The organism is Streptomyces sp. B8-7 (genome assembly GCF_058833805.1).
This window is the reverse complement of sequence record NZ_JBYRRL010000005.1, coordinates 911,782-936,368: the sequence shown is the minus strand read 5'-3', so window position 1 is coordinate 936,368 and position 24,587 is coordinate 911,782. Positions and strand designations below refer to the sequence as shown.

The window sequence follows — 24,587 nt, the reverse complement described above, 5'->3', positions numbered from 1 at the left end:
TCGTCATGCACGGGCCTCCGCCGTCTGTGCCGTCTGTGCCTTCTGCGCCGTCAGTTCCCGGGCTCGTGCCCGTGCCCAGGTCTCCGCTTCGAGGACGTCCGACACGGTCAGTGAAGTTCCCGTGTCCGGGATGCCGTGCTCCTCGACGACCCGGGTGACAGTCTCCATGATCCCGTTGAAGGGCAGCGCGCCGGACCGGAAGGCCTCCACGCACTCCTCGTTGGCGGCATTGAACACCGCCGGAGCCGTGCCCGCGATCTCGCCGACGTGCCGGGCGAGGTTCACCGAGGGGAAGGCCTCGTTGTCGAGCGGGAAGAACTCCCAGGTGGAGGCCTTGCTCCAGTCGAAGGCGGGCGCGGCGTCGGGGACGCGCTCCGGCCAGCCCAGACCGATGGCGATCGGGCCGCGCATGTCGGGGGGCGTGGCCTGCGCCAGAGTCGATCCGTCCGTGAACTCCACCATCGAGTGAACATACGACTGAGGGTGGACGACGACCTCAATACGGTCGAAGGGAAGGTCGTAGAGCAGGTGCGCCTCGATGACCTCCAGGCCCTTGTTGACCAGGGTGGCGGAGTTGATCGTGATCACCGGGCCCATCGCCCAGGTCGGGTGGGCGAGGGCGTCCTGGACGGTGACGTGCGCGAGCTGGTCCCTGGTACGGCCGCGGAAGGGGCCTCCGGAGGCGGTGACGACGAGTCTGCGGACGTCGGCGCGGGTGCCCGCGGCGAGCGCCTGGAAGAGGGCGGCGTGCTCGGAGTCGACGGGGATGATCTGGCCGGGCTTGGCACGCTCCTTGACGAGCGGGCCGCCCACGATGAGCGACTCCTTGTTGGCGAGCGCGAGGGTACGGCCCGCCTCCAGGGCCGCGAGGGTGGGGGCGAGTCCGATGGAGCCGGTGATGCCGTTGAGGACGGTGTGGCTCTCGGAGGCGGCGAGGTGGGTGGCGGCGTGGGGCCCGGCCAGGATCTCGGGGAGCGGCTCACCGGTGCCGTACGCGACGGCCAGGGCCTCGCGCAGGGCGGGGACGGCGTCCTCGCGGGCCACGGCGACGGTCCGCACCCGCAGCTGCCTCGCCTGCTCGGCGAGGAGGTCGACCCGGCCGCCGTTCGCGGACAGGCCGGTCACCCGGAACCGGTCGGGGTTGCGCAGGACGAGGTCGACGGCCTGCGTGCCGATGGATCCGGTGGAGCCGAGGAGGACGAGGTCCTTCGGCCCGGCTGCGGCCACGGGGTCGTAGACGAGGTGCGGGTCCGCGAGGGGGGCTGGGCTGTCGCTCATGCCCCCATTGTGGCCGCAAGCGCCGGCACCGCGGACGGGGTGTCCCCCTCGCGGGGCGACACGCCCGGTTTCCTCATCTGATGGTGCGGTGCACGTTCTCCCGGGTGGCCGGGCCCGGGGCCGCGTCGGCGATCCAGGGGCCGTCCCCGGACGGATCGACGATGCCCTCCTCCAGCCAGGTGTGGCGCCCCTCCAGGACGCTCCTGACGACCGTGCGGTCCAGGTCGTCGGTGTTGGTCCACAGGCGGTCGAAGAGCTCGTCCACCCGGATGCGGGCCTGGCGGCAGAAGGCGTCGGCGAGCTCGTAGGCCTCGCGGCCGTGCTCGCCGCGGCGGCGCAGGAGTTCGGCGCGGACACAGGCGGCACTCATGGCGAAGAGTTCGGCGCCGATGTCGACGACCCGGCCGAGGAAGCCCTGCTTGGTCTCCATGCGGCCCTGCCAGCGGGACATGCCGTAGAAGGTGCTGCGGGCGAGCTTGCGGGCGTGCCGCTCCACCTGGCGCAGGTGCACGGAGAGGTCCACCTCGTGCCGGAAGTCGGCGTACGCGGTGGGGAGCTGGCCGGGTCCGGCGACCAGCCTGGGCAGCCACCTGGCGTAGAACACGCCCGCCTTCGCGCCGGCCCGCGCCTTGTCGCCGAGCGAGGCGTCGGGGTCGATGAGGCCGCCGGCGACGCGCAGGTGGGCGTCCACGGCCTCGCGTGCGATGAGCAGGTGCATGATCTCGGTGGAGCCTTCGAAGATGCGGTTGATGCGCAGGTCGCGCAGGAGTTGCTCGGCGGGGACGGCGCGTTCTCCGCGGGCGCGCAGCGAATCCGCGGTCTCGAAGCCGCGGCCGCCGCGGATCTGGACCAGTTCGTCGGCCATCAGGCAGGCCATCTCGGAGCCGTAGAGCTTGGCGAGGGCGGCCTCGATGCGGATGTCGTTGCGGTCCTCGTCGGCCATCTGCGAGGACAGGTCCAGGACCGCCTCCAGGGCGAAGGTGGTCGCCGCGATGAAGCTGATCTTGGAGCCGACGGCTTCGTGCAGGGCGACCGGCCGGCCCCACTGCTCGCGCACCCCGGACCACTCGCGGGCGATCTTCAGGGCCCACTTGCCGGCGCCGACGCACATGGCGGGCAGGGACAGCCGGCCGGTGTTGAGGGTGGTGAGGGCGATCTTGAGGCCGGCGCCTTCGGGGCCGATGCGGTTCGCGGCGGGCACCCGGACCCGGTGGAAGCGGGTGACGCCGTTCTCGATGCCGCGCAGGCCCATGAAGGCGTTGCGGTTCTCCACGGTGATGCCGTCGGAGGCGGCCTCCACCACGAAGGCGGTGATGCCGCCGCGGTGGCCCTCGGACTCCGGGACCCGGGCCATCACGACCAGGAGGTCGGCGACGACCCCGTTGGTGGTCCACAGTTTCACCCCGTCGAGGACGTACTCGTCGCCCTCGGGCACGGCCGTGGTGGCGAGCCGGGCGGGGTCGGAGCCGACGTCGGGCTCGGTGAGGAGGAACGCGGAGATGTCCGTGCGGGCGCAGCGCGGCAGGAAGGCGTCCTTCTGCTCCTGGGTGCCGAACATCTTCAGGGGCTGCGGTACGCCGATGGACTGATGGGCGCTGAGCAGCGCGCCCAGGGCCGGGCTGACGGAGCCGACCAGGGCGAGGGCCTTGTTGTAGTAGACCTGGGTGAGGCCGAGGCCGCCGTACTCGGAGCCGATCTTCATGCCGAGCGCGCCGAGTTCCTTGAGGCCGTGGACGACCTCGTCGGGGATCCGGGCGTCGCGTTCGATGGCGGCCGGGTCGACCTTCGTCTCGCAGAAGTCGCGCAGCCGGGCGAGGAACTCCTCGCCGCGCCGGACGTCGTCGTCGGCGGGCAGGGGGTGCGGGTGGACGAGGTCGAGGCGCAGGCGCCCGAGGAACAGCTCCTTGGCGAAGCTCGGCTTGCGCCAGTCCTGTTCCCGGGCGGCCTCGGCGACCTGGCGGGCCTCGCGCTCGGAGACGGTGCGGGCGGGCGGTGCTGCGGACATGAGGGTCACCTCGCCGCGGTGAGGGGTCTGGGGGACCGTGCGTTACCGATCGGTGCTACCGGAACGTATGTACCTGAAACCGGATGCCTCCACCAGTCCTCGCGCGCGTACGGCCGCCGACCAGCCGGTCGTACGTGCGCGAGGGGGCCGTCGCGCTGGCCGCGTCGTTGAACCGGTGGAGATCCGGTCGTACGCCCGCGAGGGGGCCGTCGGCGCGGCGGGGCCGTCGGCAGGTGCCGCAGCCCCGGTTCTGCCGCCCGCGCCTGGTGCACGGCGGCCAGTGGGCTGCTGCGACCTGCCGGCCGGGTTCCGCCGCACGCGCGCGTGGTGAGCGGCCGGGAGAACCGTGAGAACCGGGAGGACCGGGAGGACCGGGAGGACCGGGAGGACCGGGAGGACCGGGAGGACCGGGAGGACCGGGAGGACCGGGGGTGGACTTCCCCTGGTCCCCGGGAGCCGGCACGGGCCCGCTGTCACGGCGTCGCCGGCCGGTCCCGCCGGCTCCGGCACGGGCGGCGCGCCGTCGCCGTGCCGTCCACGAGGTCGGTCGACGGCGCCGTCCGGGTACGCGGCCGGGGAGGGCGGCGCTGCCCGAGGGGCGTCCGGGTACGGGACGGGCCGGCGGCCGGAGCCCCCGCACAGTGGGCTCCGGCCGCCGGGTTCTCCGGGTGGGGTCAGAGGGCGAGGCCGGTGAGGACCAGGACGCGCTCGTAGGTGTAGTCGTCCATGGCGTACTTCACGCCCTCGCGGCCGACGCCGGACTGCTTGGCGCCGCCGTAGGGCATCTGGTCGGCGCGGTAGGACGGGACGTCGCCGACGATCACGCCGCCGACCTCCAGGGCCCGGTGCGCGCGGAAGGCGGTCTGCAGGTCGTGCGTGAAGACGCCCGCCTGGAGGCCGAACTTGGAGTCGTTGACGGCGGCGAACGCCTCCGCCTCGCCGTCGGCCCGGTGCAGGCTGAGGACCGGGCCGAAGACCTCCTCGGTGGCGAGGGCGACACCCTCGGGCAGGTCGGCGAGCACGGTCGGGGCGACGGTGGCGCCCTCGCGGGTGCCGCCGGTGAGGAGCTTGGCCCCGGCCTGCACGGCCTCGTTCACCCAGGACTCGACGCGCCGGGCGGCGTCCTCGCTGACCAGCGGGCCCACATCGGTGGCGTCGGCCGCCGGGTCGCCGGTGACCTGAGCCTCGACGGCGGCGACGACCTTCTCGGCCAGCCGGTCGTAGACGGAGGCGTCGGCGATGACACGCTGCACGGAGATGCAGGACTGGCCCGCCTGGTAGTTGGAGAACGTGGCGATGCGGGCCGCCGCCCAGTCCAGGTCGGCCTCGGAGGACCAGTCGCCGAGGACGACGGCGGCGGCGTTGCCGCCCAGCTCCAGGGTGCAGTGCTTGTGCGGCACGGAGCGCTGGATGGCGTAGCCGACGGTGTCGGAGCCGGTGAAGGAGATGACCGGCAGGCGCTCGTCCTGGACGAGGGCGGGCATCGCCTCGTTCGGGACCGTCAGCACCGACCAGGAACCGGCCGGCAGGTCCGTCTCGGCGAGCAGCTCGCCCAGGACCAGACCGGACAGCGGGGTGGCGGGGGCCGGCTTGAGGATGATCGGCGCGCCGACGGCGATGGCCGGGGCGATCTTGTGGGCGCACAGGTTCAGCGGGAAGTTGAACGGCGCGATGCCGAGCACGACGCCCTTGGGGAACCGGCGGGTCAGGCCGAGCCGGCCGACACCGCCCGCGTCGGTGTCCAGACGCTGGGCCTCGCCGCCGTTGAAGCGGCGGGCCTCCTCGGCCGCGAAGCGGAAGACGGACACGGCGCGCCCGACCTCGCCGCGCGCCCACTTGACCGGCTTGCCGTTCTCGGCGGAGATCAGCTGGGCGATCTCCTCGGTGCGCTCGGCCAGCCGCCGCGACACGTGGTCCAGGGCGGCGGCGCGGACGTGCGCCGGTGTGGCGGCGAACTCGTCGAGCACCGCGTGCGCGGCGGCGACGGCCTCCTCGACCTGCGCCTCGGTCGGGACGCTGACCGTGCCGACGAGACGGCCGTCGTACGGATTGGTCACGTCGAAGGTGTCCGTGCCGGTGGCCTGACGGCCGGCGAGCCAGAAGGCGTGGGTGGCGGTCATTCGAGTCCCGGCCCTTCCGCGAGGAGGAGTGCGTGCGTCACGTGGTCCACCGTAGGCGGGGGGCGACGGGCGCGGGCTTGTCCGATCCGTAGCAGTCGGCGGGACGGGTGCTCCGCTTTGGCGGTCCTGTCGGGACCGGTGCCGGTGCCGGTGCCGCGACGGGCGCCGTCGGACCGTGCGGAGTTCCCCTACCGGACGTCCCCGGGGCCTTCGGACAGTGCGGCGAGCGCGCCCCGGAGGCGACCGGACACCACCGGACACCACCGGGCGTCTCCGGGCGTCTCCGGGCGTCTCCGGGCGCCTCCGGATGCCTCCGGAGCGGCCGCCGTCTTCGCCGTGCACCCGGATCCGGCGCCCTGCTCCAGCCCTTCGGTTCCTCGGCTTCGGTCCGCTGCTCCGACGAGGCCCTCGGCCGCGCGCTCAGTCCGGCGCGGTCGCCTTGAGGGCCAGCCACAGTTCCATGCGGACGTCCGGATCGTCCAGGGAGCGGCCGAGGATCTCCTCGACCCGGCGCATCCGGTAGCGCAGGGTGTGCCGGTGAACGCCGAGGTCGGCGGCGGCCGCGTCCCACTGGCCGTGCCGGGACAGCCAGGCCCGCAGCGAGGCGACGAGGTCGCCGCGGCCGGTGGCGTCGTGCTCGCGCAGGGCGCGCAGCAGTCCGTCGGCGAACGCGCGCACGGCGTCGTCGGCCAGCAGCGGCAGCACCGATCCTGCGGCGAGCTGTTCGTGCCCGACGAGGACACGGCCTCGTCTGCGGGCCACCGAGAGGGCCTGCTCGGCCTGCTTGTAGGCGGCGGCCGCCGCGATCGGGCCGGCGGGGGCGGACAGCCCGATGACGAGGTCCTCGCCGTCCCCGGGACCCGCCTCGCGCCCGGCGGCGGACCGGACGTGCCCTGACGCCTCGTGCGGCGACACGTCGCGTCCGGCCTGCTCGCGCACCGGCTCGCGCATCAGCTCGCGTCCGGCTGATCCACCGCGTGCGCCGGGGGCGCCGGGGGCGGTGTAGTCGGCGCCGTCCGCGCGGAGCGCCTCCCGGTCCGCCGCATGATCGAGGCACGCGGCGGCGGCCGCGCCGCCGTCCGCGGCCAGCACCACCAGCCGCTCCCCGTCCGGGACCGCCAGCACCGACTCCCCGGACCGGGCGGCAGCCGACTCCACCCGTTCGGCGAGCGCACCGAGCGCCTCGGCGCGCTCCGCGGCGGGCCCCGCGCACTCGGCGACGGCGACCCGGAACGGGGCGTCGAGCAGCTGCCCGTACAGATCCCCGGCGACCGCGCGGGCGTGGTCGGGTTCACCGGCCAGCAGCATGCGCAGCACGGCCGCGTCGATGCGCTGCTCCGCGGCCTGCAGCGAGCGGGAGCGCTCGGTGGTGAGGGTGAGCAGGGCGATGGCCGAGTGGACGGCGTAGCGCTCGGCGGTGCCCAGTGGGGCGGCGGTGCCGACCGCGAGGGCACCGCGGGGGCGTCGGCCGGTGCCGATGGAGTGCAGTTCGACCCGGTCCTCGTGCTCGGGTCCGCCGACCACGGAACTGGCGGGCGCGGGCCGCTCGCGCAGCCGCTCCACGTCCGCGACCAGGCGCGCGGCGCGCCGGCCCGACCACTCCGGCGCGGCCGCGACGACGGCGCCGGAGGCGTCGTAGAGCGCGGCCCACCCGTCGAGCTGGGCGGCGAGCGCGCCGAGCAGGCCCTCGGGGCCGTCGCCGAGCGCCTGCCGGGTCAGTTCGCGCTGGGCGGCGAATCCGGCGGTGACCGCGCGGTACTGGTCGGCGGCGATCGCGGCGGACACGGCCTTGGTGATGGCGAGGAAGGGGGTGCGGCGGGGCACCTCCAGCAGCGGCAGGTCCTCCTCGGCGCAGGCGTCGGCGAGGGCGGCGGGAATCTCGTCGTAGTTGACGCCGACCGCGAAGCCCAGTCCGACGACGCCCGCACCGACCAGCCTCCGCACGTAGCGGCGCATCGCCTCGGGGTCCTCGGCATCCAGCTTCAGCGCGGTGACCAGCAGCAGCTCACCGCCCTCCATGTAGGGCACGGGGTCGGCGAGTTCGCTGACGTGGGCCCAGCGCACGGGCACGTCCAGGCGGTCCCCGCCCGCCCTCACAGCCAGCTTGAGCGCGGAGTGGTGGACGAGCGAGGCGAGCGTGGGGGGCATGGGGCCTTCAGGTGTCCTTCTGGTGCGGGGCGGCGTGCGGGGCGAGGGTGCGGGGCGAGGGTGCGGGGTGAGGGTGCGGGGCAGGGGGCGCCTCAGGTGGGGCAGGGCCCGATCACTTGGCCGCCGCGTATGAACGGCCTTCGCCAATTCTGCCTCACCGTACGATGCCCCGGGTGCGGATGGGCCGGGTCGGGGACGGGGCGCCGTGCGGCCGTGCCCAGCCCTCACAGCGCACGGCACGACGCGGCCTCGGCCCTCGGGGTGCGCTGGGCAGGACCCGGTCCGGCCCGACGGCGCCGCCGGGCACACACGCCCCGACCGGGCCCGCCGGCCTGGCGCACGGTGTGCGACCGGCTCCGGCCCCGCGCGGTGCGGGCCGGACGAGGGGCGCCGCACGCCCCACGCCCCGGCTTCCGCCCGGCACTCGCCCCGCCCCGACGCCCGACGCCCGGCAGACGGCAGACGGCGTGCCGATCGAGGCAGCCCCTGAGACACGTACCGCCCCGTCCCGTGCGACGCCCCGCGCGGGGCGGGCTCGGCCGCGGCGGACGCCGGCGCCGAGGGCCGCCCGCGCTCGGCCTCAGCCGCGCAGGTCCACCAGCAGCGGCGGCGCGTGCTCCCCCCTCACTGTGGTCAGGGACAGCACCGCGTGCCCCGGCGGCACCGCGTGCGCCAGCTCCGACGCGGACCAGCGTTCGCGTTCGACCTGGCGGACCGTGACGGCCCGGGCGGTGGGTGCCTTGCCGGTGATGACCCGGCGCAGCATGTGCACGGCCTTGCCGGCCGGGGTCTCGGCGATGATCTGCCGGTCGGTGACGTCCCGGGCTTCGATCCACTCCTTGCCCCACACCTCGGCGAAGTCCTGCCCGTCCCACGGGGTGAGCCCGGACAGGGCCATGCGGCAGCCGGTCGCGCCGAGCAGCGGTCCGCGCAGCGGCCGCGGCACGTCGTCGAGGGTGCGCAGGGTCAGCACCACGCCGGCGTTCGCCGACCGCAGCCGCTGGATGCCGCGGACGGCTTCGGGGGTGACGACCCCGGTGGCGTCGTCCAGCACGAGACAGGCGAACAGCGAGCGGTCCTCCCGTACCGCCGTGCTGGCGGTGAACTGGGCGAGAACCAGCCGCGCCAGTATCCGGGAGGCGTCGGCGTGGCCGCGTTCGGGCAGGTCGATGCGGACCCGTACGGGATGGTCGAGGGCCTTGCAGGAGAAGGGCCGGGTCTGGCCGGAGGTGTCGAAGAAGCCGGCGAAGGCGGGGCGGTCGAGCAGGGCGATCCGGTCCGCGAGGGTCGCCCCGGGGTCGCCGGGCTGCCGGAGCTGACGTTCGCGCGCGTCGAGTTCACGCAGCAGGGACTCCTGTCCCGACTCGGTCAGAGCGCGGCGCAGTTCGGCCAGCGGGGCCGGGTCACCGTCCAGGAGCCCGCGCAGTTCGGGGACGCCCGGGAAACGGCCGTGCACGGCCCTGAAGGGGCCCAGCAGCTGCGCGAGCACGGTGGTGGCGCGGCGGCTGTCGCCGCCCGGGTGCGGGTCGGCGAGGTCGCCGGCGAGCGCCTCGGCGAGCACGGCGGCCGCCTCGTCGGGGTCGGTGGTGCCGCCGTACAGGTCGAGGTCGTGGACGGACTCGGGGTTGCCGATGCGGACGACGACGTCGAAGGCGTCGGCCGGGCCGAGCCCCGCGCCGGCGGCGCCGACCGCGACGACGGCGGCGCGCCCGGCGAGGGCGTGCAGGCACAGCGACTCGGTGAGCGGCCGCACCAGACTGCCGGTCTTGCCGGAGCCGGCCGGACCGACAGCCACCAGCGAGGTGCCCAGCAGGCCGGGGTCGAGGGCGAGACCGGTGCCGCGGTAGGCGTAGGGGTTGCGGGGGTCGTCGGCGGTGGTGCCGAGCCGTACCTGGCCGGTGACGAGGTCGTGGCGGGCGTGGCGGGCGGGCAGGTCGCGGTCGCCGGAGGGATGCGGGCAGGCGGCGGCGCCGTCCCTGAGGACGGTGCCGGTGAACGCGTCGAGCGGGAACCGGCCGGTGCGCACGCCCTGCCAGGCGCGGCTGATCCGGGCGTGGTCGACGTCCCGCATGAGCCCGGTGCGGGCGTCGCCGGCGAGCCGCTCCGCGGCCGGATCCGCCCCGGCGGCGCGCAGCTGCGGCCACTGGGCGGGGTCCTCCTCGGCGGCCGGGGCGGGCTGCTCGGGTTCGCGGCGGCGCAGGTGCGGGGCGGCGAAGCGGCGCCACACCTCGCCCCACCGTCCCAGCCGCCCCACCCCGAGCATGATCAGCAGGGCGATGAGAAGGGTGTACCCGTTGTAGAGGACGGCGTTGCCGACGCGGCTGTCGCTGCCGAGCCAGGAGTCGGGGGCGAGGAGTTCCAGCGGCAGTATCCACCAGCCGCCGAGGTAGCCGTTCTGCAGCAGGGACCACAGCAGCCAGCCGACGAGGAAGGCGATCAGTGCGCCGCTGAGGAGCTGGCGGGCGGGCACCTGTTCGGGTTCCTCGGCGGCACGGGGCCGGTGGCCGAGCCGCCACACGCCCGGGGCGGCGTCCGGGCGGGGGGTGCGCAGCCAGGCGAGGAATCCCGAGCCGTCGGTGCGCGGCGGGGCCGCGGGCATCGGAGGCAGCCCGGGCGGGACCGCGGGCGCCTGCGCGGCAGCCGCGGGCGGCTCGGGCGGGGCCTGGGCCGCCTCCCGGGCGAACGGGGCCCTGCCGTCGGCCGGCGGCGTCTGCACGGCGGCCGGGGACGGCTCGGGGGGCGCCGGGGGGATCTCGGGGGGCGCTGCCGGACGCGGCACCGGACCGGCCTGGGTGCCCCGTGCGTCCTGGGTCCCGTCGCTGTTCATCGCCCTTGCCCCCTGACCAGCCGTTCGGTCCGTCATCAGCGGTCAATCTAACGCTCTCTCCAGGGCAGTTCACCGCTGCCGGGCCGGGGACGCGCCAGCCGGTCTCCCCACCTGCGCCGGAGCGCCTCAGCGGACTCTATGTCCACGGCGGACAACGACGCGCGGCGAAAACGCCCACATGGAGCATGCCCAGCCCTCGCCGCCCGCCCTAGCCTGCGACAAAAGAAGGAAAGTGTCCGCAAGACCCCCCAGGAGCCCTCATGACCGCAGTTCCACAGGAGCGCCGCGTCGTCACCGCCATCCCCGGCCCGAAGTCGCAGGAGCTTCAGGCCCGCCGTGTCGCCACGGTGGCCCAGGGCGTGGGTTCGGTGCTGCCCGTGTTCACCGCGCGCGCCGGCGGCGGCATCATCGAGGACGTCGACGGCAACCGCCTGATCGACTTCGGCTCCGGCATCGCCGTCACCTCCGTGGGGGCCTCCGCGGAGGCCGTCGTGCGCCGCGCGAGCGCCCAGCTCGCCGACTTCACGCACACCTGTTTCATGGTCACCCCCTACGAGGGCTACGTGGAGGTCGCCGAGGCCCTCGCCGAACTCACCCCGGGCGACCACGCCAAGAAGACCGCGCTGTTCAACTCCGGCGCCGAGGCCGTCGAGAACGCTGTCAAGATCGCCCGCTCGTACACCAGGCGCCAGGCGGTCGTCGTGTTCGACCACGGCTACCACGGCCGGACGAACCTGACGATGGCGCTGACCGCGAAGAACATGCCGTACAAGCACGGCTTCGGCCCGTTCGCGCCGGAGGTGTACCGCGTGCCGGTCGCCTACGGCTACCGCTGGCCGACCGGCCCGCAGAACGCGGGTCCCGAGGCCGCCAAGCAGGCCATCGACCAGATGTCCAAGCAGGTCGGCGCGGAGAACATCGCCGCGATCATCATCGAGCCCGTGCTGGGCGAGGGCGGCTTCATCGAGCCGGCCAAGGGCTTCCTGCCGGAGATCGTGAAGTTCGCCAACGACAACGGCATCGTGTTCGTCGCGGACGAGATCCAGTCCGGCTTCTGCCGCACCGGCCAGTGGTTCGCCTGCGAGGACGAGGGCATCGTCCCGGACCTGATCACCACGGCCAAGGGCATCGCGGGCGGACTGCCGCTGGCGGCCGTGACCGGCCGCGCCGAGATCATGGACGCCGCGCATGCGGGCGGCCTGGGCGGCACCTACGGCGGCAACCCGGTGGCCTGTGCCGGTGCGCTGGGCGCCATCGAGACGATGAAGGAGCTGGACCTCAACACCGCGGCGAGGAACATCGAGGCGGTCATGAAGGCCCGCCTCACCGCCATGGCCGAGAAGTTCGAGATCATCGGCGACATCCGCGGCCGCGGCGCCATGATCGCGATCGAGCTGGTGAAGGACCGCACGACCAAGGAGCCGAACCCGGAGGCGACCGCCGCGCTCGCCAAGGCCTGCCACGCCGAGGGCCTGCTGGTCCTGACCTGTGGCACCTACGGCAACGTCCTGCGCTTCCTGCCGCCGCTGGTGATCGGCGACGACCTGCTGAACGAGGGCCTGGACATCATCGAGCAGGCGTTCTCGCGCATCTGAGCGAGCGGACCGCACCTCCGACGGGCCGCTCCGGCAGACCGTGTGAAGAAGGTGTGCGGGGTGGATGGCAGGACACCGTTCCGGCTGTGCTCGCCCCGCCGCCTGACGTAGGTTCGTGCCGGATGAGAGATACACCCCGCCCGTGGGGCACCGCGGGCGATGCCGGTCCGGAGCTTCCCCCGCTCCGACCTGCTCGTGCCTTCGCGCACAACGACGGAGCCTCCAGCTCCGGGTCTCCTCACCGATCGGACGGTCGCCCGCCCCAGACCCCCCGGGGCGCGCGGCGTTCCGGTCCGGCCGGCCGCCCCGGAACCACCCCCCCTGTTCCCGGGCGGCCGGCCCTCCCTCTGCTGCTCGTCCTGCCCGCCGCACTGTTCGGCCTGATCACCTGGCAGGTGCTGGCGGACGGCCCGCTGGTCGGCCTCGACGAGCGGATCAGCCGGGCGCTGGTCCGCCCCGACCGCCTCTCCGAGCTGCTCGCGGACCTCGGCAACGCACAGGTCGCGCTGCCCGTCCTGGCGGTGGCGGCGGCGTACGCCTCCTGGCGGGCGCGCCGCGCCCACGCCGCCCGCTGGTGGCTGCCGGGTGCGGCGGCGGTGCCGCTGATGGCTCTGGTGCCCGCCCTGGTCGTGCCCGTGAAGGCGCTGACCGACCGCGCGGGCACCCCGGCGGTACCGCCGGCCACCGGCTACTTCCCCTCCGGGCACACCGCCACCGCGGCCGTCGCCTACGGCGCCGCGGCCCTGCTCCTCCTTCCCTGGCTTCCCGGGCGTGACCGGCCTCCCGGGCGTCCACGGCCGCCTGGTCGTCCTCGGCCCGCCCGGCTCCCGGCCGCAGCCGCTCGGCGCACCGTCGCGGCGGTGTACGCCGCACTCGTCCTCGGCGTGTCCTTCGGGCTGGTCCGGCGCGGCTGGCACTGGCCGCTGGACGTGGTGGCCAGCTGGTGCCTGTCCGCGGTGCTGCTGACCGGGTACGCGCTGCTCCTCAGCCGAAGCAGCCGCCGGCGAAGTGGCCGTCAGCCGAAGTGAAGCGGCCGTCAGCCGAAGTAGCCGTCGAACGTCCGCTGGAACTCCCAGTCCGCGAAGCGGTCCCAGTTGACCGACCACGTCATCAGTCCGCGCAGCGCGGGCCAGGTGCCGTGGGTGGTGTACGCACCGCAGCCGGTCTTCTTGGTCAGGCAGTCCAGGCTCTTGACCACCTCGGCGGGGGAGACGTGGCCGTTGCCCGCGTGGACCGAGGCGGGCATGCCGATGGCGACCTGGCCGGGCCGGAGCGGCGGGAACACCCTGCCGGTGTCACCCGCCACCGGGAAGCCGGTGAGCAGCATGTCGGTCATGGCGATGTGGAAGTCGGCCCCGCCCATGGAGTGGTACTGGTCGTCCAGGCCCATGATCGGGCCGGAGTTGTAGTCCTGGACGTGGAGCAGGGTCAGGTCGTCGCGCAGGGCGTGGATGACCGGGAGGTAGGCCCCGCAGCGGGGATCCTGTCCGCCCCACCTGCCCGTGCCGTAGAACTGGTAGCCCATCTGCACGAAGAACGTCTCCGGAGCCATGGTCAGCACGAACGAGTCGCCGTAGCGGGCCTTGAGGGTCTTCAGCGCGGAGATCAGGTGGACGATCACCGGTGTCGTGGGGTTGCGGAAGTCGGTGTCGCCGGCGTCCAGGGACAGCGAGTGCCCCTCGAAGTCGATGTCGAGGCCGTCCAGGCCGTACTCGTCGATGATCTTCGAGACGGACGACACGAAGGTGTCGCGAGCGGCGGCGGTGGTGAGCCGGACCTGCCCGTTCTGCCCGCCGACGGAGATCAGCACCTTCTTGCCGGCGGCCTGCTTCGCCCTGACGGCGGCCTTGAACTCGGCGTCGCTCTCCACGCCGGGGCATTCGTTCACCGGGCAGCGATGGAAGCGGATGTCGCCGGAGGTGACCGAGGTGGGCTCGCCGAAGGCGAGATCGATGACGTCCCAGCTGTCCGGTACGTCGGCCAGGCGGGTGTAGCCGGAGCCGTTGGCGAAGGTGGTGTGGAGGTAGCCGACGAGGGCGTGCGGGGGGAGGCCGGAGGAGTCGCCGCCCCCACCGCCCCCCTGGGTGGTGGCGGTGACCGCTGCCGAGCGGGCCGACTCCCCCGCGTCGTTGAGGGCGCTGACCTGGAAGGAGTAGGCCGTGGCGGGGGTCAGTCCGGTGACGGTGGCGCAGGTGCCGGTCACCGTCCGGACCCTGGTGCCGTCGCGGTGCACGGCGTAGCCGCTGGCGTCGGGGACGGGCGACCAGGACAGGGCGACAGCGTTGGAGGTGACGGTGCCCACCGTCAGGCCGGTGGGTGCGGCAGGCGGCTGCCCGGGGGCTCCGCCGGGGCCGACGAGGGAGATGTCGTCGGCGTGGTAGGCACCGGTGCCGTACCAGCCGTGGGTGTAGACGGTGACACGGGTGGTGGCGGGCCCGGTGCGGAAGGTGGTCGTCAGGCGCTGCCAGTCGGGGGCGGACCCGGTCCAGGTGGAGACGTCGGTGGTGCCGGTGCCGCTCGCGCCGAGGTGGACGTACGAGCCGCGGACGTAGCCCGACAGGGTGTACTGCGCGTCCGGCCGGACGGTGACCGTCTGCGAGCAGCGCGCGTTGTCGCTGCCGGCCGGGGTGGCCTCCAGGGCGCGGCTGCCGCTGCGCACGGGTGAGGTGACGGTCGTCGCGGCCGTACAGGTCCAGCCGTCGAGGCCGGCCTCGAAGCCGCCGTTGCGCGCGAGGTCGGCGTCGGCCGCACGGGCGGCCGACGAGAGCGCGGTGAGGCCGGGTACGGCAAGTACCGCGGCCGTGAGAAGAGCGACCAGTGGTCTGGAGCGGTCCACAAGTACCTCCGGGCAGGGGGAGATTGGAGGGTGGAACGCTGCCAGCTTGGTCCAGACCAATTAAGTGGTCAAGACCTCTCACGGCGACTCGTCCCCCTCCCGGTCGCGGGCCAGCACCGCCGCCGCCTCGTGCATCGCCAGCTCCAGCAGCGCCGGGTCGGTGAGCGTGCCCGAGCCGTCCGGCGGCACCAGCCAGCGCACGCCGCCGGTGGAGCGGCCCGGGTACGGCACCACGATCCAGGCTCCGGCTCCGGCCGAGCGGATGCCGGTGCCGATCCAGCGGGCGGCCGTGCCCGGCGGGACCAGGAACCCCACCCGGTGGCCCGCGACGTCGGCCAGCACCGGCCCGGGACGGTCGAGGATGCGGGTGAGCACGTCGAGGGTGGGGTAGCCGAGTCCGCCCGGCAGGATCAGCACGTCCCAGGCCTTGCCGGCGGGCAGCAGGGTGACCCCGCGGGGGTTGCGCTCCCACTCCCAGCGGCAGGCGCCGGGATCCGGCGCGACGGACACCAGCCACTCCACCGCGGTCTTCGCCCCAGCCATGAATGGACCTCCCTCTCTCGTGCACGCGGATCGCGTCACGAGAGAGACGGGAGCCCCCGCCGAGCGTTACGCGGGTTGGGGCGACGACTTCCGAGCGTCCGTCATCCGGCGCCCTGCGCCCTCCGCCTCCCCCTGCGCCCTCCGCCGTCGGCCGCCCGCCCTGCGCCCGCTTCCCGGTGTCCGCGCCGTCCGCCGTCCGCCGTCCGCCCTGGCGCCCACCGTCTGTCGTCCACGCGGTCCGTGGTCCGTGGTCCGCGGTCCGTGGTCCGCGGTCCGCGGTCCGCGGTCCGCGGTCCGTGGTCCGTGGTCCGCGATCCGCGATCCCGGCGCTCTTCCACGCCCGTGCCTCCCCCGGATGCAGCGGGCCTCCGGACGGCCCGGCCCGGCGGAGCGGACGGGGCGGGCAGGGCGGGCCCGTGCGCGGCAGGGCCGCCCCCGGTGACGCGGGGGGGGGCGGCCCTGGCGGAGTCCGCGGCGGGCCGGCGGCGAGTGCACCGGCAGGTGCGCCGACGGGGCTCAGCGGCAAGTACGGCGCCGGGTACAACGGCAGGTGCGGCGACGGGCGGCCGCGACGCGTACCGCGGCGGATCAGACGCGTACCACGGCGGATCAGCTGTCGAAGCCGAGGCCCAGGCGGTCCATCGTCCGCAGCCACAGGTTGCGCCGCCCGCCCTGCGCGTCCGCGCGGGCCAGTGACCACTTGGTCAGGGCGATTCCGGTCCATGCGAACGGCTCCGGCGGGAACGGCAGCGGCTTGCGCCGGACCATCTCCAGCTCCGTCCGCTCGGTGCGCTCCCCCGCCAGCAGGTCCAGCATCACATCGGCACCGAACCGCGTCGCGCCCACGCCCAGCCCGGTGTAGCCGGCCGCGTAGGCCACCCTGCCCCGGTGGGCGGTGCCGAAGAACGCCGAGAAGCGCGAGCAGGTGTCGATGGCCCCGCCCCAGGCGTGGGTGAAGCGCACCCCCTCCAGCTGCGGGAAGCAGGTGAAGAAGTGCTCGGCGAGCCGGGCGTAGGTCTCCGGCCGGTCGTCGTACTCGGCCCGGACCCGGCCGCCGTAGGGGTAGATCGCGTCGTAGCCGCCCCACAGGATGCGGTTGTCGGCGCTCAGGCGGAAGTAGTGGAACTGGTTGGCGCTGTCCCCGAGCCCCTGCCGGTTGCGCCAGCCGACCGAGGCGAGTTGCGCGGTGCTGAGCGGCTCGGTCATCAGCGCGTAGTCGTAGACCGGCACGGTGAACGACCGCACCCGCCTGACCAGGCTGGGGAAGACGTTGGTGCCGAGCGCGACCGCGCGCGCGCGGACCTGCCCGTAGGGGGTGCGCACCGCCATGCCGGCCCCGTACGGCTTCAGGGACAGCGCGGGCGTGTGCTCGTAGACGCGGACGCCGAGCTGGGCGCAGGCCCGCTTCAGGCCCCACACCAGCTTGGCCGGGTGCAGCATCGCCACGCCACGCCGGTCGTACAGGCCCGCCTGGAAGGTCGGCGAGTCGACCTGCTCGCGCACCGCGTCGGCGTCGAGGAACTCCACTCCGTCGGCCAGGCCTCGGCGGGTCGTCTCCTCGTGCCAGTCGCGCAGCTCCCGCGCCTGGTACGGCTCGGTCGCCACGTCGATCTCACCGGTGCGCTCGAACTCGCAGTCGAGGGAGTAGCGGGCGACCGCCTTCTCGATCTCGTCGAGGTTGCGGGCGCCCAGCTCCTGCAGCGTGTGGATCTCGTCCGGCCAGCGGCTCAGCCCGTTGGCCAGGCCGTGGGTGAGGGAGGCGGCGCAGAACCCGCCGTTGCGCCCCGAGGCGGCCCAGCCCACCTCGCGGCCTTCCAGCAGGACGACGTCCCGTCCGGGGTCGCGCTCCTTGGCCAGCAGCGCCGTCCACAGCCCGCTGTAGCCGCCGCCCACGACCAGCAGGTCGCAGTGCTCGGCGCCGGTCAGGGCGGGCTCCGGGTGAGGCCTGCCGGGGTCGTCCAGCCAGTACGGGACCGGCTGGGCGTCGGAAAGCGCCCTGGTCCACCGATTGCCACGGCTCATGGCGCTTGGGGCCATGATTTCAACTCCCTACGGTGCTTTCTCGCTCATGCCTTCTGCTTGGTGCGGCGATTGCCGACGACCATCGAGACCAGAACGAGCAGTACGGCGATGACGAACATGGCCGTACCGATGACATTGATCTGGACGGGCGTTCCGCGCTGCGCCGAGCCCCAGACGAACATGGGGAACGTGACGGTGGAGCCCGCGTTGAAATTGGTGATGATGAAGTCGTCGAAGGACAGCGCGAAGGCCAGCAGGGCGCCTGCGGCGATGCCGGGTGCCGCGAGCGGCAGGGTCACCCTGAGGAACGTCTGGAGCGGGCCGGCGTAGAGGTCCTGCGCGGCCTGCTCCAGCCTCGGGTCCATCGACATGACCCGGGCCTTGACGGCCGTCACGACGAAACTGAGGCAGAACATGATGTGCGCGATCAGGATCGTCCAGAATCCCAGCCGGACGCCCATGTTGAGGAACAGCGTGAGCAGCGAGGCGGCCATGACGACCTCGGGCATCGCCATCGGCATGAAGATCAGCGAGTTGATCGCGCCGCGCGCCCGGAAGCGGTAGCGGACCAGCGCGAAGGCGATCATCGTGCCGAGGGCGGTGGCGCCCAGCGTCGCCCACAGGGCGATCTGGAGGCTGAGGGTGAGCGCGTCGCACATCCCCGCGACACCGCAGGGATCGGTCCAGGCGTCGGTGGAGAACTCCTGCCAGGCGTAGTTGAAGCGGCCCTTCGGATTGTTGAAGGAGAAGACCGTCACGACGACGTTCGGCAGCAGCAGATAGCCGAGCGTGATGAGTCCCGCGATGACGACGAGGTGGCGCTTGAGCCAGTTGACGAAGGCCATTTAAACCAGATCCTCCGTGCCGGACTTGCGGATGTACAGCGACACCATGACGAGGATCGCGAACATCAGGATGAAGGAGAGCGCGGCCGCCGTCGGATAGTCGAGGATCCGCAGGAACTGCGTCTGGATGACATTGCCGATCATCCGGGTGTCGGTGGACCCGAGCAGGTCCGCGTTGACGTAGTCACCGGCGGCCGGGATGAAGGTGAGCAGCGTGCCGGAGACGACGCCCGGCATGGACAGCGGGAACGTGACCCGGCGGAAGGTGGTGGACGGCCGCGCGTACAGGTCGCCCGCCGCCTCGTGCAGCCGCGGGTCGATCCGCTCCAGCGACGTGTACAGCGGAAGGATCATGAACGGCAGGAAGTTGTACGTCAGACCGCACACCACCGCCAGCGGGGTGGCCAGCACACGGTCCCCGGCGGTAAGGCCGAGCCAGCTGGTCACGTCCAGGACGTGCAGCGAGTTCAGCGCGCCGACCACCGGGCCGCCGTCGGCGAGGATCGTCTTCCAGGCCAGGGTGCGGATCAGGAAGCTGGTGAAGAACGGCGCGATCACCAGGATCATGATCAGGTTGCGCCAGCGGCCCGCCCGGAAGGCGATCAGGTACGCCAGCGGGTAGCCGAGGAGCAGGCACAGGAGCGTGGCCGAGCCCGCGTACAGCACCGAGCGCAGGAACTGCGGGTAGTAGTCGGTCAGCGCGTTCCAGTACGTCGCGAAGTGCCAGGTGACCTCGTAGCCGTCCTCCAGAGAGCCCGTCTGCACGGACGTGGAGGCCTGGTAGACCATCGGCAGCGCGAAGAACACCACCAGCCAGGCCAGGCCGGGCAGCAGCAGGAGGTACGGCGTCCAGCGGCCCCGCCTGCGCGGGGGCTTGTTCTGCTCGGGGACCGGCGCCAGAGGCGGCGCCTCGGTGACCGTCGCCATCAGACCGCCTCTTCCTCGGTGCCCGCGTCGATGTTCTGGGCGGCGTCCAGCGCGAACGTGTGGGCGGGGCTCCAGTGCAGCACGACGTCGGCGCCGGGGACGAGCCGGGCGTCGCGGTCCACGTTCTGCACGTACACGGCGAGCTCGGGGCAGACCGGGCTGTCGACGACGTACTGCGTGGAGACACCGATGAACGACGCGTCGGCGATCCGGCCGGTCACGCGGTTGCGCCCGTCCGGGATCTCGCCCGCGTCGTCGGCGTGCGTGAGGGAGATCTTCTCCGGACGCACACCGACCAGCAGCTTGCCGCCGGTCTCGGTGGGCGCGGTGCAGCGCTCCGCGGGCAGCACCAGCTTGCCGCCGCCCGCCTTGAGCACCAGGTCGTCGCCGCTGCGGGCGTCCACCTCGGCCTCGATGAGGTTGGAGGTGCCCAGGAAGTTCGCGACGAACGTCGTCCGGGGGTTCTCGTACAGGTCGGCGGGGGCGCCGAGCTGCTCGACCCGGCCGGCGTTCATCACCGCGACCGCGTCGGCCATCGTCATGGCCTCCTCCTGGTCGTGGGTGACGTGCACGAAGGTGATGCCGACCTCGGTCTGGATGCGCTTGAGCTCCAGCTGCATCTGGCGGCGCAGCTTGAGGTCGAGGGCGCCCAGCGGCTCGTCGAGGAGCAGCACCTTGGGGTGGTTGATCAGCGCGCGGGCGACCGCGACCCGCTGCTGCTGGCCGCCGGAGAGCTGGTGCGGCCGCTTGCGTGCCTGCTCGCCGAGCTGGACCAGCTCCAGCATCTCCTCGACCGGCTTCTTCACGCTGCGGATGCCGCGCCGGCGCAGGCCGAAGGCGACGTTCTCGAAGATGTCGAGGTGCGGGAAGAGGGCGTAGGACTGGAACACGGTGTTGACCGGGCGCTTGTGCGGCGGCAGGTGCGTGACGTCCTGGTCGCCGAGGAAGACGGTGCCGCTGCTGGGTTCCTCCAGGCCCGCGATCATGCGCAGGGTGGTGGTCTTGCCGCAGCCGGAGGCGCCGAGCAGGGCGAAGAAGGAGCCCTGCGGGACGGTCAGGTCGAGCGGCTGCACGGCGGTGAAGGAGCCGTACGTCTTGCTGATGCCGGTGAGACGGACGTCGCCGGTGTTGTCGTTCCTGGTGGTCACGTCGGTCACGCCCCCGTCAGCTTGGCGAACTTCTGTTCGAATTCGGTCTCTTCGTCCGCGCTCAGCGAGCGGAACGCGCGGGACTTCGCGGCCATCGCCTCGTCGGGGATGATCAGCGGGTTGTCCGCCGCGTCCTCGTCGAGCTTCGCCAGCTCGTCCTTCACTCCGTCCACCGGGCAGACGTAGTTGATGTAGGCGGCGAGCTCGGCGGCCGGCTGCGGCTCGTAGTAGTAGTCGATGAGCCGCTCGGCGTTCTCCTTGTGCCGGGCCCTGTTGGGGATGAGCAGGTTGTCGGTCGACGTCATGTATCCGCTGTCGGGGATGATGAAGTCGATGTCGGGGCTGTCCGCCTTGAGCTGCACCACGTCGCCCGCCCAGGCGACGCACGCGGCGAAGTTGCCGCTGGTCAGGTCGGAGGTGTAGTCGTTGCCGGTGAAGCGGCGGATCTGGCCCTTGTCGACGGCCTTCTGCAGACGGGCGATGGCCGCGTCGTAGTCGTCCGCTGCGAAGGCGCCCGGGTCCTTGCCCATGTCGAGCATGGTCATGCCGACGGTGTCGCGCATCTCCGACAAGAAGCCGACGCGTCCCTTGAGCCTGGGGTTGTCGAGCAGGTCGGACACCGAGGTGACCTCGATGCCGTCCAGCGCCTTGCGGTTGAACGCGATGACGGTCGAGATGCCCTGCCACACGTAGGAGTAGGCGCGGCCCGGGTCCCAGTCGGGGGCCCGGAACTGGGCGGACAGGTTGGCGTACGCATGCGGCAGGTTGGACTGGTCGAGCTTCTGCACCCAGCCGAGGCGGATCAGGCGGGCCGCGAGCCAGTCGGTGAGCACGATGAGGTCGCGCCCGGTGTCCTGGCCGGCGGCGAGCTGGGGTTTGATCTTGCCGAAGAACTCGACGTTGTCGTTGATGTCCTCGCTGTACCTGACCTTGATGCCGGTCCGTTCGGTGAACGCGTCGAGCGTGGGGTGGCGCCGCTCGCTGTCGTCGACGTCCATGTACTCGGTCCAGTTGGAGAAGCTGACGCTCTTCTCCTTCGCCGAGCGGTCATCGGCGGACTCGCCGCCCTGCGTCCTGCCCGCCGGCGGGATGCCGCAGGCGCTCAGGGCGCCCAGACCGCCCACTGCGAACGCGCCGCCCGCGGAGGCGCGCAGCAGGGAACGGCGGGTCAGGGAGGCCCTGCCGTTGCGGAAGCTGCGCCGCATGGCGGCCACCTGGGCCGGGGAGAGGCGGTCGGGCTCGTAGTGCTCCATGCGCTTGCTGCCCTTTCGGGAGGTCGGTCGGCTGCTGGTCAGGCGGCCTGTGCGGCTATCGGTCCCCGAAGATCGTGCGGTGCCAGTCCTTCGCGGCGACCGCGGTGTTGTCGAACATGACGTGCTTGATCTGCGTGTACTCCTCGAACGAGTACGTCGACATGTCCTTGCCGAAGCCGGACTGCCGGTATCCGCCGTGCGGCATCTCGCTGATGATCGGAATGTGGTCGTTCACCCACACGCACCCCGCCTTGAGCTCGCGGGTGGCACGGTTCGCGCGGAACACGTCGCGGGTCCACGCGGACGCGGCCAGCCCGTAGGGCGTGTCGTTGGCGAGCGCGAGGCCCTCGTCGTCGGTGTCGAAGGGCAGGGCGACGAGGACCGGGCCGAAGATCTCCGACTGGACGATCTCGCTGTCCTGGGCGGCATCGGCGACCAGCGTCGGACGGTAGTAGGCGCCCTTGGCCAGTTCCCCGCCGGGCGGCCCGCCGCCGGTCACCACGCGCGCGGAGGCCCGGGCCCGGTCGACGAAGGCGGCGACCCGGTCGCGCTGCGCGTGGGAGACGAGCGGGCCGAGGTCGGTGCCGGGCGCGAAGGGATCGCCCAGCCGCACCGTCTCCATCAGGGCGGCGGTCCGCTCCACGAACGCGTCGTACAGCGGCCGCTGCACGTAGGCGCGCGTGGCGGCGGTGCAGTCCTGCCCGGTGTTGATGAGCGCGCCGGCGACGGCGCCGTTGGCCGCGGCCTCCAGGTCGGCGTCGTCGAACACCAGGAACGGGGCCTTTCCGCCCAGCTCCAGGTGGATCCGCTTGACCGTCTCGGTCGCCAGGGCCGCGACCCGCTTGCCGACCGGTGTGGAGCCGGTGAAGGACGTCATCGCCACGTCCGGGTGGCCCACCAGGTGCTCGCCGGCCACCTGGCCGGTGCCGGTGACGATGTTGACCACGCCGTCGGGCAGACCGGCCTCGGTGCAGGCCTGCGCGAACAGCAGCGAGGTCAGCGGGGTGAGCTCGGCGGGCTTCAGCACGATCGTGTTCCCCGCGGCGATCGCCGGAAGGATCTTCCAGGCGGCCATCTGCAGCGGGTAGTTCCACGGCGCGATCGAGCCCACCACGCCGATCGGCTCGCGGCGCACGTACGAGGTGTGGTCGCCGGAGTACTCCCCTGCCGACTGGCCCTGGAGGTGCCGGGCGGCGCCGGCGAAGAAGGCCGCGTTGTCGATCGTGCCCGGCACGTCGAACTCGCGGGTCAGCTTCAGCGGCTTGCCGCACTGGAGGGACTCGGCGCGGGCGAAGTCCTCGGCCCGCTCGGCGATCACCCGGGCCAGCCGGTGCAACGCGTCGGAGCGCTCACCCGGGGTGGCCCCGGCCCAGGCCGGGAAGGCCGCGCGGGCGGCGGCCACGGCGGCGTCCACGTCGGCGGGTCCGGCCAGCTCGAAGGTGAGGACCTCCTCGCCGGTGGCCGGGTCCGTCACCGTGTGGCTGCGGCCCGAGGTGCCTGTGGTGAGGCGGCCCGCGATGTACTGCGCCCCGGCCCGGAAGCGGTCCTGCGCGGGGAATCGTTCCGGGGTGGCGTTGCCCGGGTTGTGCATGTCGCTCTCCTCCGCCTTCGCCCCGCTGTCCACGGGGGCGGGTGGCGTAGCTCCAGCTCGATTTGAGTGCCGATCCTGACAGAGGGATGGCCCTCCAACAAGGGATTCCGTTGTTGCCTTTTGGTTACGCGACGGAATCTGTCGACCAGGTGTCGAGTCGTCGAGAGAAACCCGGGACGGACTGTCCGTGGTGTGTGCGACAGTCGCGTGCATGGGAGAGATCGATTCTCGGGATGCCCTGATCAGGGAGATCCGCGCGGGGGCGAGGATCAGGTATCTGCACTTCTGGGGCCACCGGCCCCGGCCCGACGGCCGTGTCGGCGCGAGCTGCCTGAGTCAGTGGTGGCCGTCGCCTTTCACAGTAGACGGCCGGGTGTATCCGACTGCCGAGCACTGGATGATGGCGGCCAAGGCGAGGCTCTTCGAGGACGCCGAGGCCGAGCGGCAGGTGCTCGCCGCGGGGCATCCCTCACTGGCGAAGAAGGCCGGACGGCTGGTGCGGGGGTTCAGCGAGGAGGTCTGGGCGCGCGAGCGGTTCCGGATCGTGGTCGAGGGCAGCGTGCACAAGTTCGCCGCACACCCCGCCCTGCGGGACTACCTGCTGGGCACGGCCGTCGTTCCCGTCGGCGCGGGTGGCAGGGTCCTGGTCGAGGCGAGCCCCATGGACCGGGTGTGGGGCATCGGCCTCACGGCGGACGACGAGCGGGCCTGCGACCCGCAGCGCTGGCGGGGTACGAACCTGCTCGGGTTCGCCCTGATGCAGGCGCGGCACCGCCTCCGTTCCGGAGCGTGAGACGCGGCGGGGCGGGGGCCGGGCCGCCCCGGACCGGCACCGTGATGTGACCGGCCGCCGCTGAGGAGAGTGGACTGCTGAGGAGAGTGGACTGCTGAGGAAGCGGGCTGCTGTGGCCCTCCCCGTTCCGCACCCTCGCCCCCGGACCCTGCGCGAGATCGCCGAGCGGACCGAGGCGTCCACCGGGCCGGGAGCCGAGATCGTCGGCGGCAGGCTCGTGGTGTCCCCTGCCCCGCGTGGACAGCACGCGGACACCATCCGCCGGCTGGCCGCGCAGTGCGCACCGCGACTGCGCGGAGGACGCGCCCCGCAAGAGATGTCGTCGGCGGACGTGCCGGACGCCCGGACGACGCGCCGCCCCGGATCCCGACGGTCCTGCCCGCGGAGCGGGACGGGGGCGACTCGTGGCTCCTCGACCCCGCGGACGCCGCCTCGGCCGCCGAGGCGATCTCGCAGTCGGAGAAGCGGGGGACGTCACCGGCAGGAACGGCAGGTGCCCCCACGCCGGGGTCGCCGTCCTGCTGGTTCTCGATCCCGTACCGGCCGGTGGGCGCTGCACTCGTACCCCGGGGACGGCGGGCACCGGAGAAGGCGGGCACCGGAGAAGGCGGGCACCCGGGAAGGCTCGGCGGTGGGTGCGGAGCGGCCGTCGGGCG

General features: G+C 73.2%; 16 protein-coding genes. 3 read left to right on the top strand and 13 right to left on the bottom strand.

The genetic code is table 11. The annotated features are described in order from the left end of the window. Nucleotides 1-3: 3 nt before the first annotated feature. The 5 genes from dxr to AC5K6T_RS28160 all read right to left on the bottom strand — a co-directional run bounded on the left by dxr (nucleotide 4) and on the right by AC5K6T_RS28160 (nucleotide 10,378). Nucleotides 4-1,278, bottom strand: a complete 1,275-nt coding sequence (gene dxr, locus AC5K6T_RS28180) for a 1-deoxy-D-xylulose-5-phosphate reductoisomerase (protein WP_493213400.1) — start codon at nucleotides 1,276-1,278, stop codon at nucleotides 4-6. 73 nt (nucleotides 1,279-1,351) lie between these two features. Then, nucleotides 1,352-3,283 carry an acyl-CoA dehydrogenase family protein gene (locus AC5K6T_RS28175; protein WP_493213398.1) on the bottom strand — a complete coding sequence of 644 codons (1,932 nt, stop codon included), beginning with the start codon at nucleotides 3,281-3,283 and terminating at the stop codon, nucleotides 1,352-1,354. A 674-nt stretch (nucleotides 3,284-3,957) separates the two neighbouring features. Beyond that, a complete protein-coding gene (locus AC5K6T_RS28170; protein ID WP_493213397.1) occupies nucleotides 3,958-5,403 on the bottom strand; it encodes an aldehyde dehydrogenase family protein in 1,446 nt (481 codons plus the stop codon). Nucleotides 5,404-5,823: 420 nt separating this feature from the next. Beyond that, complete coding sequence (locus AC5K6T_RS28165; protein WP_493213395.1) at nucleotides 5,824-7,551, bottom strand: PucR family transcriptional regulator; 1,728 nt, start codon at nucleotides 7,549-7,551, stop codon at nucleotides 5,824-5,826. Nucleotides 7,552-8,131: 580 nt separating this feature from the next. Beyond that, complete coding sequence (locus tag AC5K6T_RS28160; protein WP_493213394.1) at nucleotides 8,132-10,378, bottom strand: ATP-binding protein; 2,247 nt, start codon at nucleotides 10,376-10,378, stop codon at nucleotides 8,132-8,134. A 260-nt stretch (nucleotides 10,379-10,638) separates the two neighbouring features. On the opposite strand from AC5K6T_RS28160, the gene gabT reads away from it, so the two are divergent. Both gabT and AC5K6T_RS28150 read left to right on the top strand, forming a co-directional pair. Beyond that, nucleotides 10,639-11,973 carry a 4-aminobutyrate--2-oxoglutarate transaminase gene (gene gabT, locus AC5K6T_RS28155; protein WP_493213392.1) on the top strand — a complete coding sequence of 445 codons (1,335 nt, stop codon included), beginning with the start codon at nucleotides 10,639-10,641 and terminating at the stop codon, nucleotides 11,971-11,973. Nucleotides 11,974-12,095: 122 nt separating this feature from the next. Then, complete coding sequence (locus tag AC5K6T_RS28150) at nucleotides 12,096-13,001, top strand: phosphatase PAP2 family protein (RefSeq protein WP_493213391.1); 906 nt, start codon at nucleotides 12,096-12,098, stop codon at nucleotides 12,999-13,001. An 8-nt stretch (nucleotides 13,002-13,009) separates the two neighbouring features. Here AC5K6T_RS28150 and AC5K6T_RS28145 read toward each other — a convergent pair whose 3' ends face one another. The 8 genes from AC5K6T_RS28145 to AC5K6T_RS28110 form a co-directional block, all read right to left on the bottom strand. Continuing rightward, nucleotides 13,010-14,809 (bottom strand): chitinase, encoded by a 1,800-nt coding sequence (locus AC5K6T_RS28145; RefSeq protein ID WP_493213389.1) that lies wholly within the window; start codon nucleotides 14,807-14,809, stop codon nucleotides 13,010-13,012. A 78-nt stretch (nucleotides 14,810-14,887) separates the two neighbouring features. Continuing rightward, the gene (locus AC5K6T_RS28140) at nucleotides 14,888-15,352 is read right to left on the bottom strand and encodes a hypothetical protein (RefSeq protein ID WP_493213387.1); all 465 of its coding nucleotides are present in this window, start codon (nucleotides 15,350-15,352) and stop codon (nucleotides 14,888-14,890) included. Between the two features lie 609 nt (nucleotides 15,353-15,961). Continuing rightward, entirely contained in the window at nucleotides 15,962-17,389 is a 1,428-nt protein-coding gene (locus tag AC5K6T_RS28135) for an NAD(P)/FAD-dependent oxidoreductase (RefSeq protein ID WP_493213385.1), read from the bottom strand. 29 nt (nucleotides 17,390-17,418) lie between these two features. Continuing rightward, nucleotides 17,419-18,219, bottom strand: a complete 801-nt coding sequence (locus tag AC5K6T_RS28130) for an ABC transporter permease (RefSeq protein ID WP_493213384.1) — start codon at nucleotides 18,217-18,219, stop codon at nucleotides 17,419-17,421. Continuing rightward, entirely contained in the window at nucleotides 18,220-19,146 is a 927-nt protein-coding gene (locus AC5K6T_RS28125; protein ID WP_493213382.1) for an ABC transporter permease, read from the bottom strand. It abuts the gene before it with no gap. Next, nucleotides 19,146-20,294, bottom strand: a complete 1,149-nt coding sequence (locus AC5K6T_RS28120) for an ABC transporter ATP-binding protein (RefSeq protein WP_493213506.1) — start codon at nucleotides 20,292-20,294, stop codon at nucleotides 19,146-19,148. The genes AC5K6T_RS28125 and AC5K6T_RS28120 overlap by 1 nt, the downstream gene beginning before the upstream one ends. 5 nt (nucleotides 20,295-20,299) lie before the next feature. Continuing rightward, nucleotides 20,300-21,547 carry a polyamine ABC transporter substrate-binding protein gene (locus tag AC5K6T_RS28115; protein WP_493213380.1) on the bottom strand — a complete coding sequence of 416 codons (1,248 nt, stop codon included), beginning with the start codon at nucleotides 21,545-21,547 and terminating at the stop codon, nucleotides 20,300-20,302. 55 nt (nucleotides 21,548-21,602) lie between these two features. Further along, complete coding sequence (locus tag AC5K6T_RS28110; RefSeq protein ID WP_493213378.1) at nucleotides 21,603-23,138, bottom strand: gamma-aminobutyraldehyde dehydrogenase; 1,536 nt, start codon at nucleotides 23,136-23,138, stop codon at nucleotides 21,603-21,605. Nucleotides 23,139-23,349: 211 nt separating this feature from the next. Here AC5K6T_RS28110 and ybiA point away from each other — a divergent pair, with 211 nt between their 5' ends. Further along, nucleotides 23,350-23,931: a riboflavin biosynthesis intermediates N-glycosidase gene (gene ybiA / locus AC5K6T_RS28105; protein ID WP_493213376.1), complete on the top strand. Its 582-nt coding sequence runs from the start codon at nucleotides 23,350-23,352 to the stop codon at nucleotides 23,929-23,931. Nucleotides 23,932-24,587 lie beyond the last annotated feature (656 nt).

What these genes read in the sequence shown, in the direction of transcription:
- AC5K6T_RS28160 (WP_493213394.1), bottom strand. Translation starts at nt 10,378, where the DNA reads ATGAACAGCGACGGGACCCAGGACGCACGGGGCACCCAGGCCGGTCCG.
- AC5K6T_RS28115 (WP_493213380.1), bottom strand. Translation starts at nt 21,547, where the DNA reads ATGGAGCACTACGAGCCCGACCGCCTCTCCCCGGCCCAGGTGGCCGCC.
- AC5K6T_RS28170 (WP_493213397.1), bottom strand. Translation starts at nt 5,403, where the DNA reads ATGACCGCCACCCACGCCTTCTGGCTCGCCGGCCGTCAGGCCACCGGC.
- dxr (WP_493213400.1), bottom strand. Translation starts at nt 1,278, where the DNA reads ATGAGCGACAGCCCAGCCCCCCTCGCGGACCCGCACCTCGTCTACGAC.
- AC5K6T_RS28130 (WP_493213384.1), bottom strand. Translation starts at nt 18,219, where the DNA reads ATGGCCTTCGTCAACTGGCTCAAGCGCCACCTCGTCGTCATCGCGGGA.
- ybiA (WP_493213376.1), top strand. Translation starts at nt 23,350, where the DNA reads ATGGGAGAGATCGATTCTCGGGATGCCCTGATCAGGGAGATCCGCGCG.
- AC5K6T_RS28140 (WP_493213387.1), bottom strand. Translation starts at nt 15,352, where the DNA reads ATGGCTGGGGCGAAGACCGCGGTGGAGTGGCTGGTGTCCGTCGCGCCG.
- AC5K6T_RS28165 (WP_493213395.1), bottom strand. Translation starts at nt 7,551, where the DNA reads ATGCCCCCCACGCTCGCCTCGCTCGTCCACCACTCCGCGCTCAAGCTG.
- AC5K6T_RS28135 (WP_493213385.1), bottom strand. Translation starts at nt 17,389, where the DNA reads ATGGCCCCAAGCGCCATGAGCCGTGGCAATCGGTGGACCAGGGCGCTT.
- AC5K6T_RS28150 (WP_493213391.1), top strand. Translation starts at nt 12,096, where the DNA reads ATGAGAGATACACCCCGCCCGTGGGGCACCGCGGGCGATGCCGGTCCG.
- AC5K6T_RS28125 (WP_493213382.1), bottom strand. Translation starts at nt 19,146, where the DNA reads ATGGCGACGGTCACCGAGGCGCCGCCTCTGGCGCCGGTCCCCGAGCAG.
- AC5K6T_RS28175 (WP_493213398.1), bottom strand. Translation starts at nt 3,283, where the DNA reads ATGTCCGCAGCACCGCCCGCCCGCACCGTCTCCGAGCGCGAGGCCCGC.
- AC5K6T_RS28110 (WP_493213378.1), bottom strand. Translation starts at nt 23,138, where the DNA reads ATGCACAACCCGGGCAACGCCACCCCGGAACGATTCCCCGCGCAGGAC.
- gabT (WP_493213392.1), top strand. Translation starts at nt 10,639, where the DNA reads ATGACCGCAGTTCCACAGGAGCGCCGCGTCGTCACCGCCATCCCCGGC.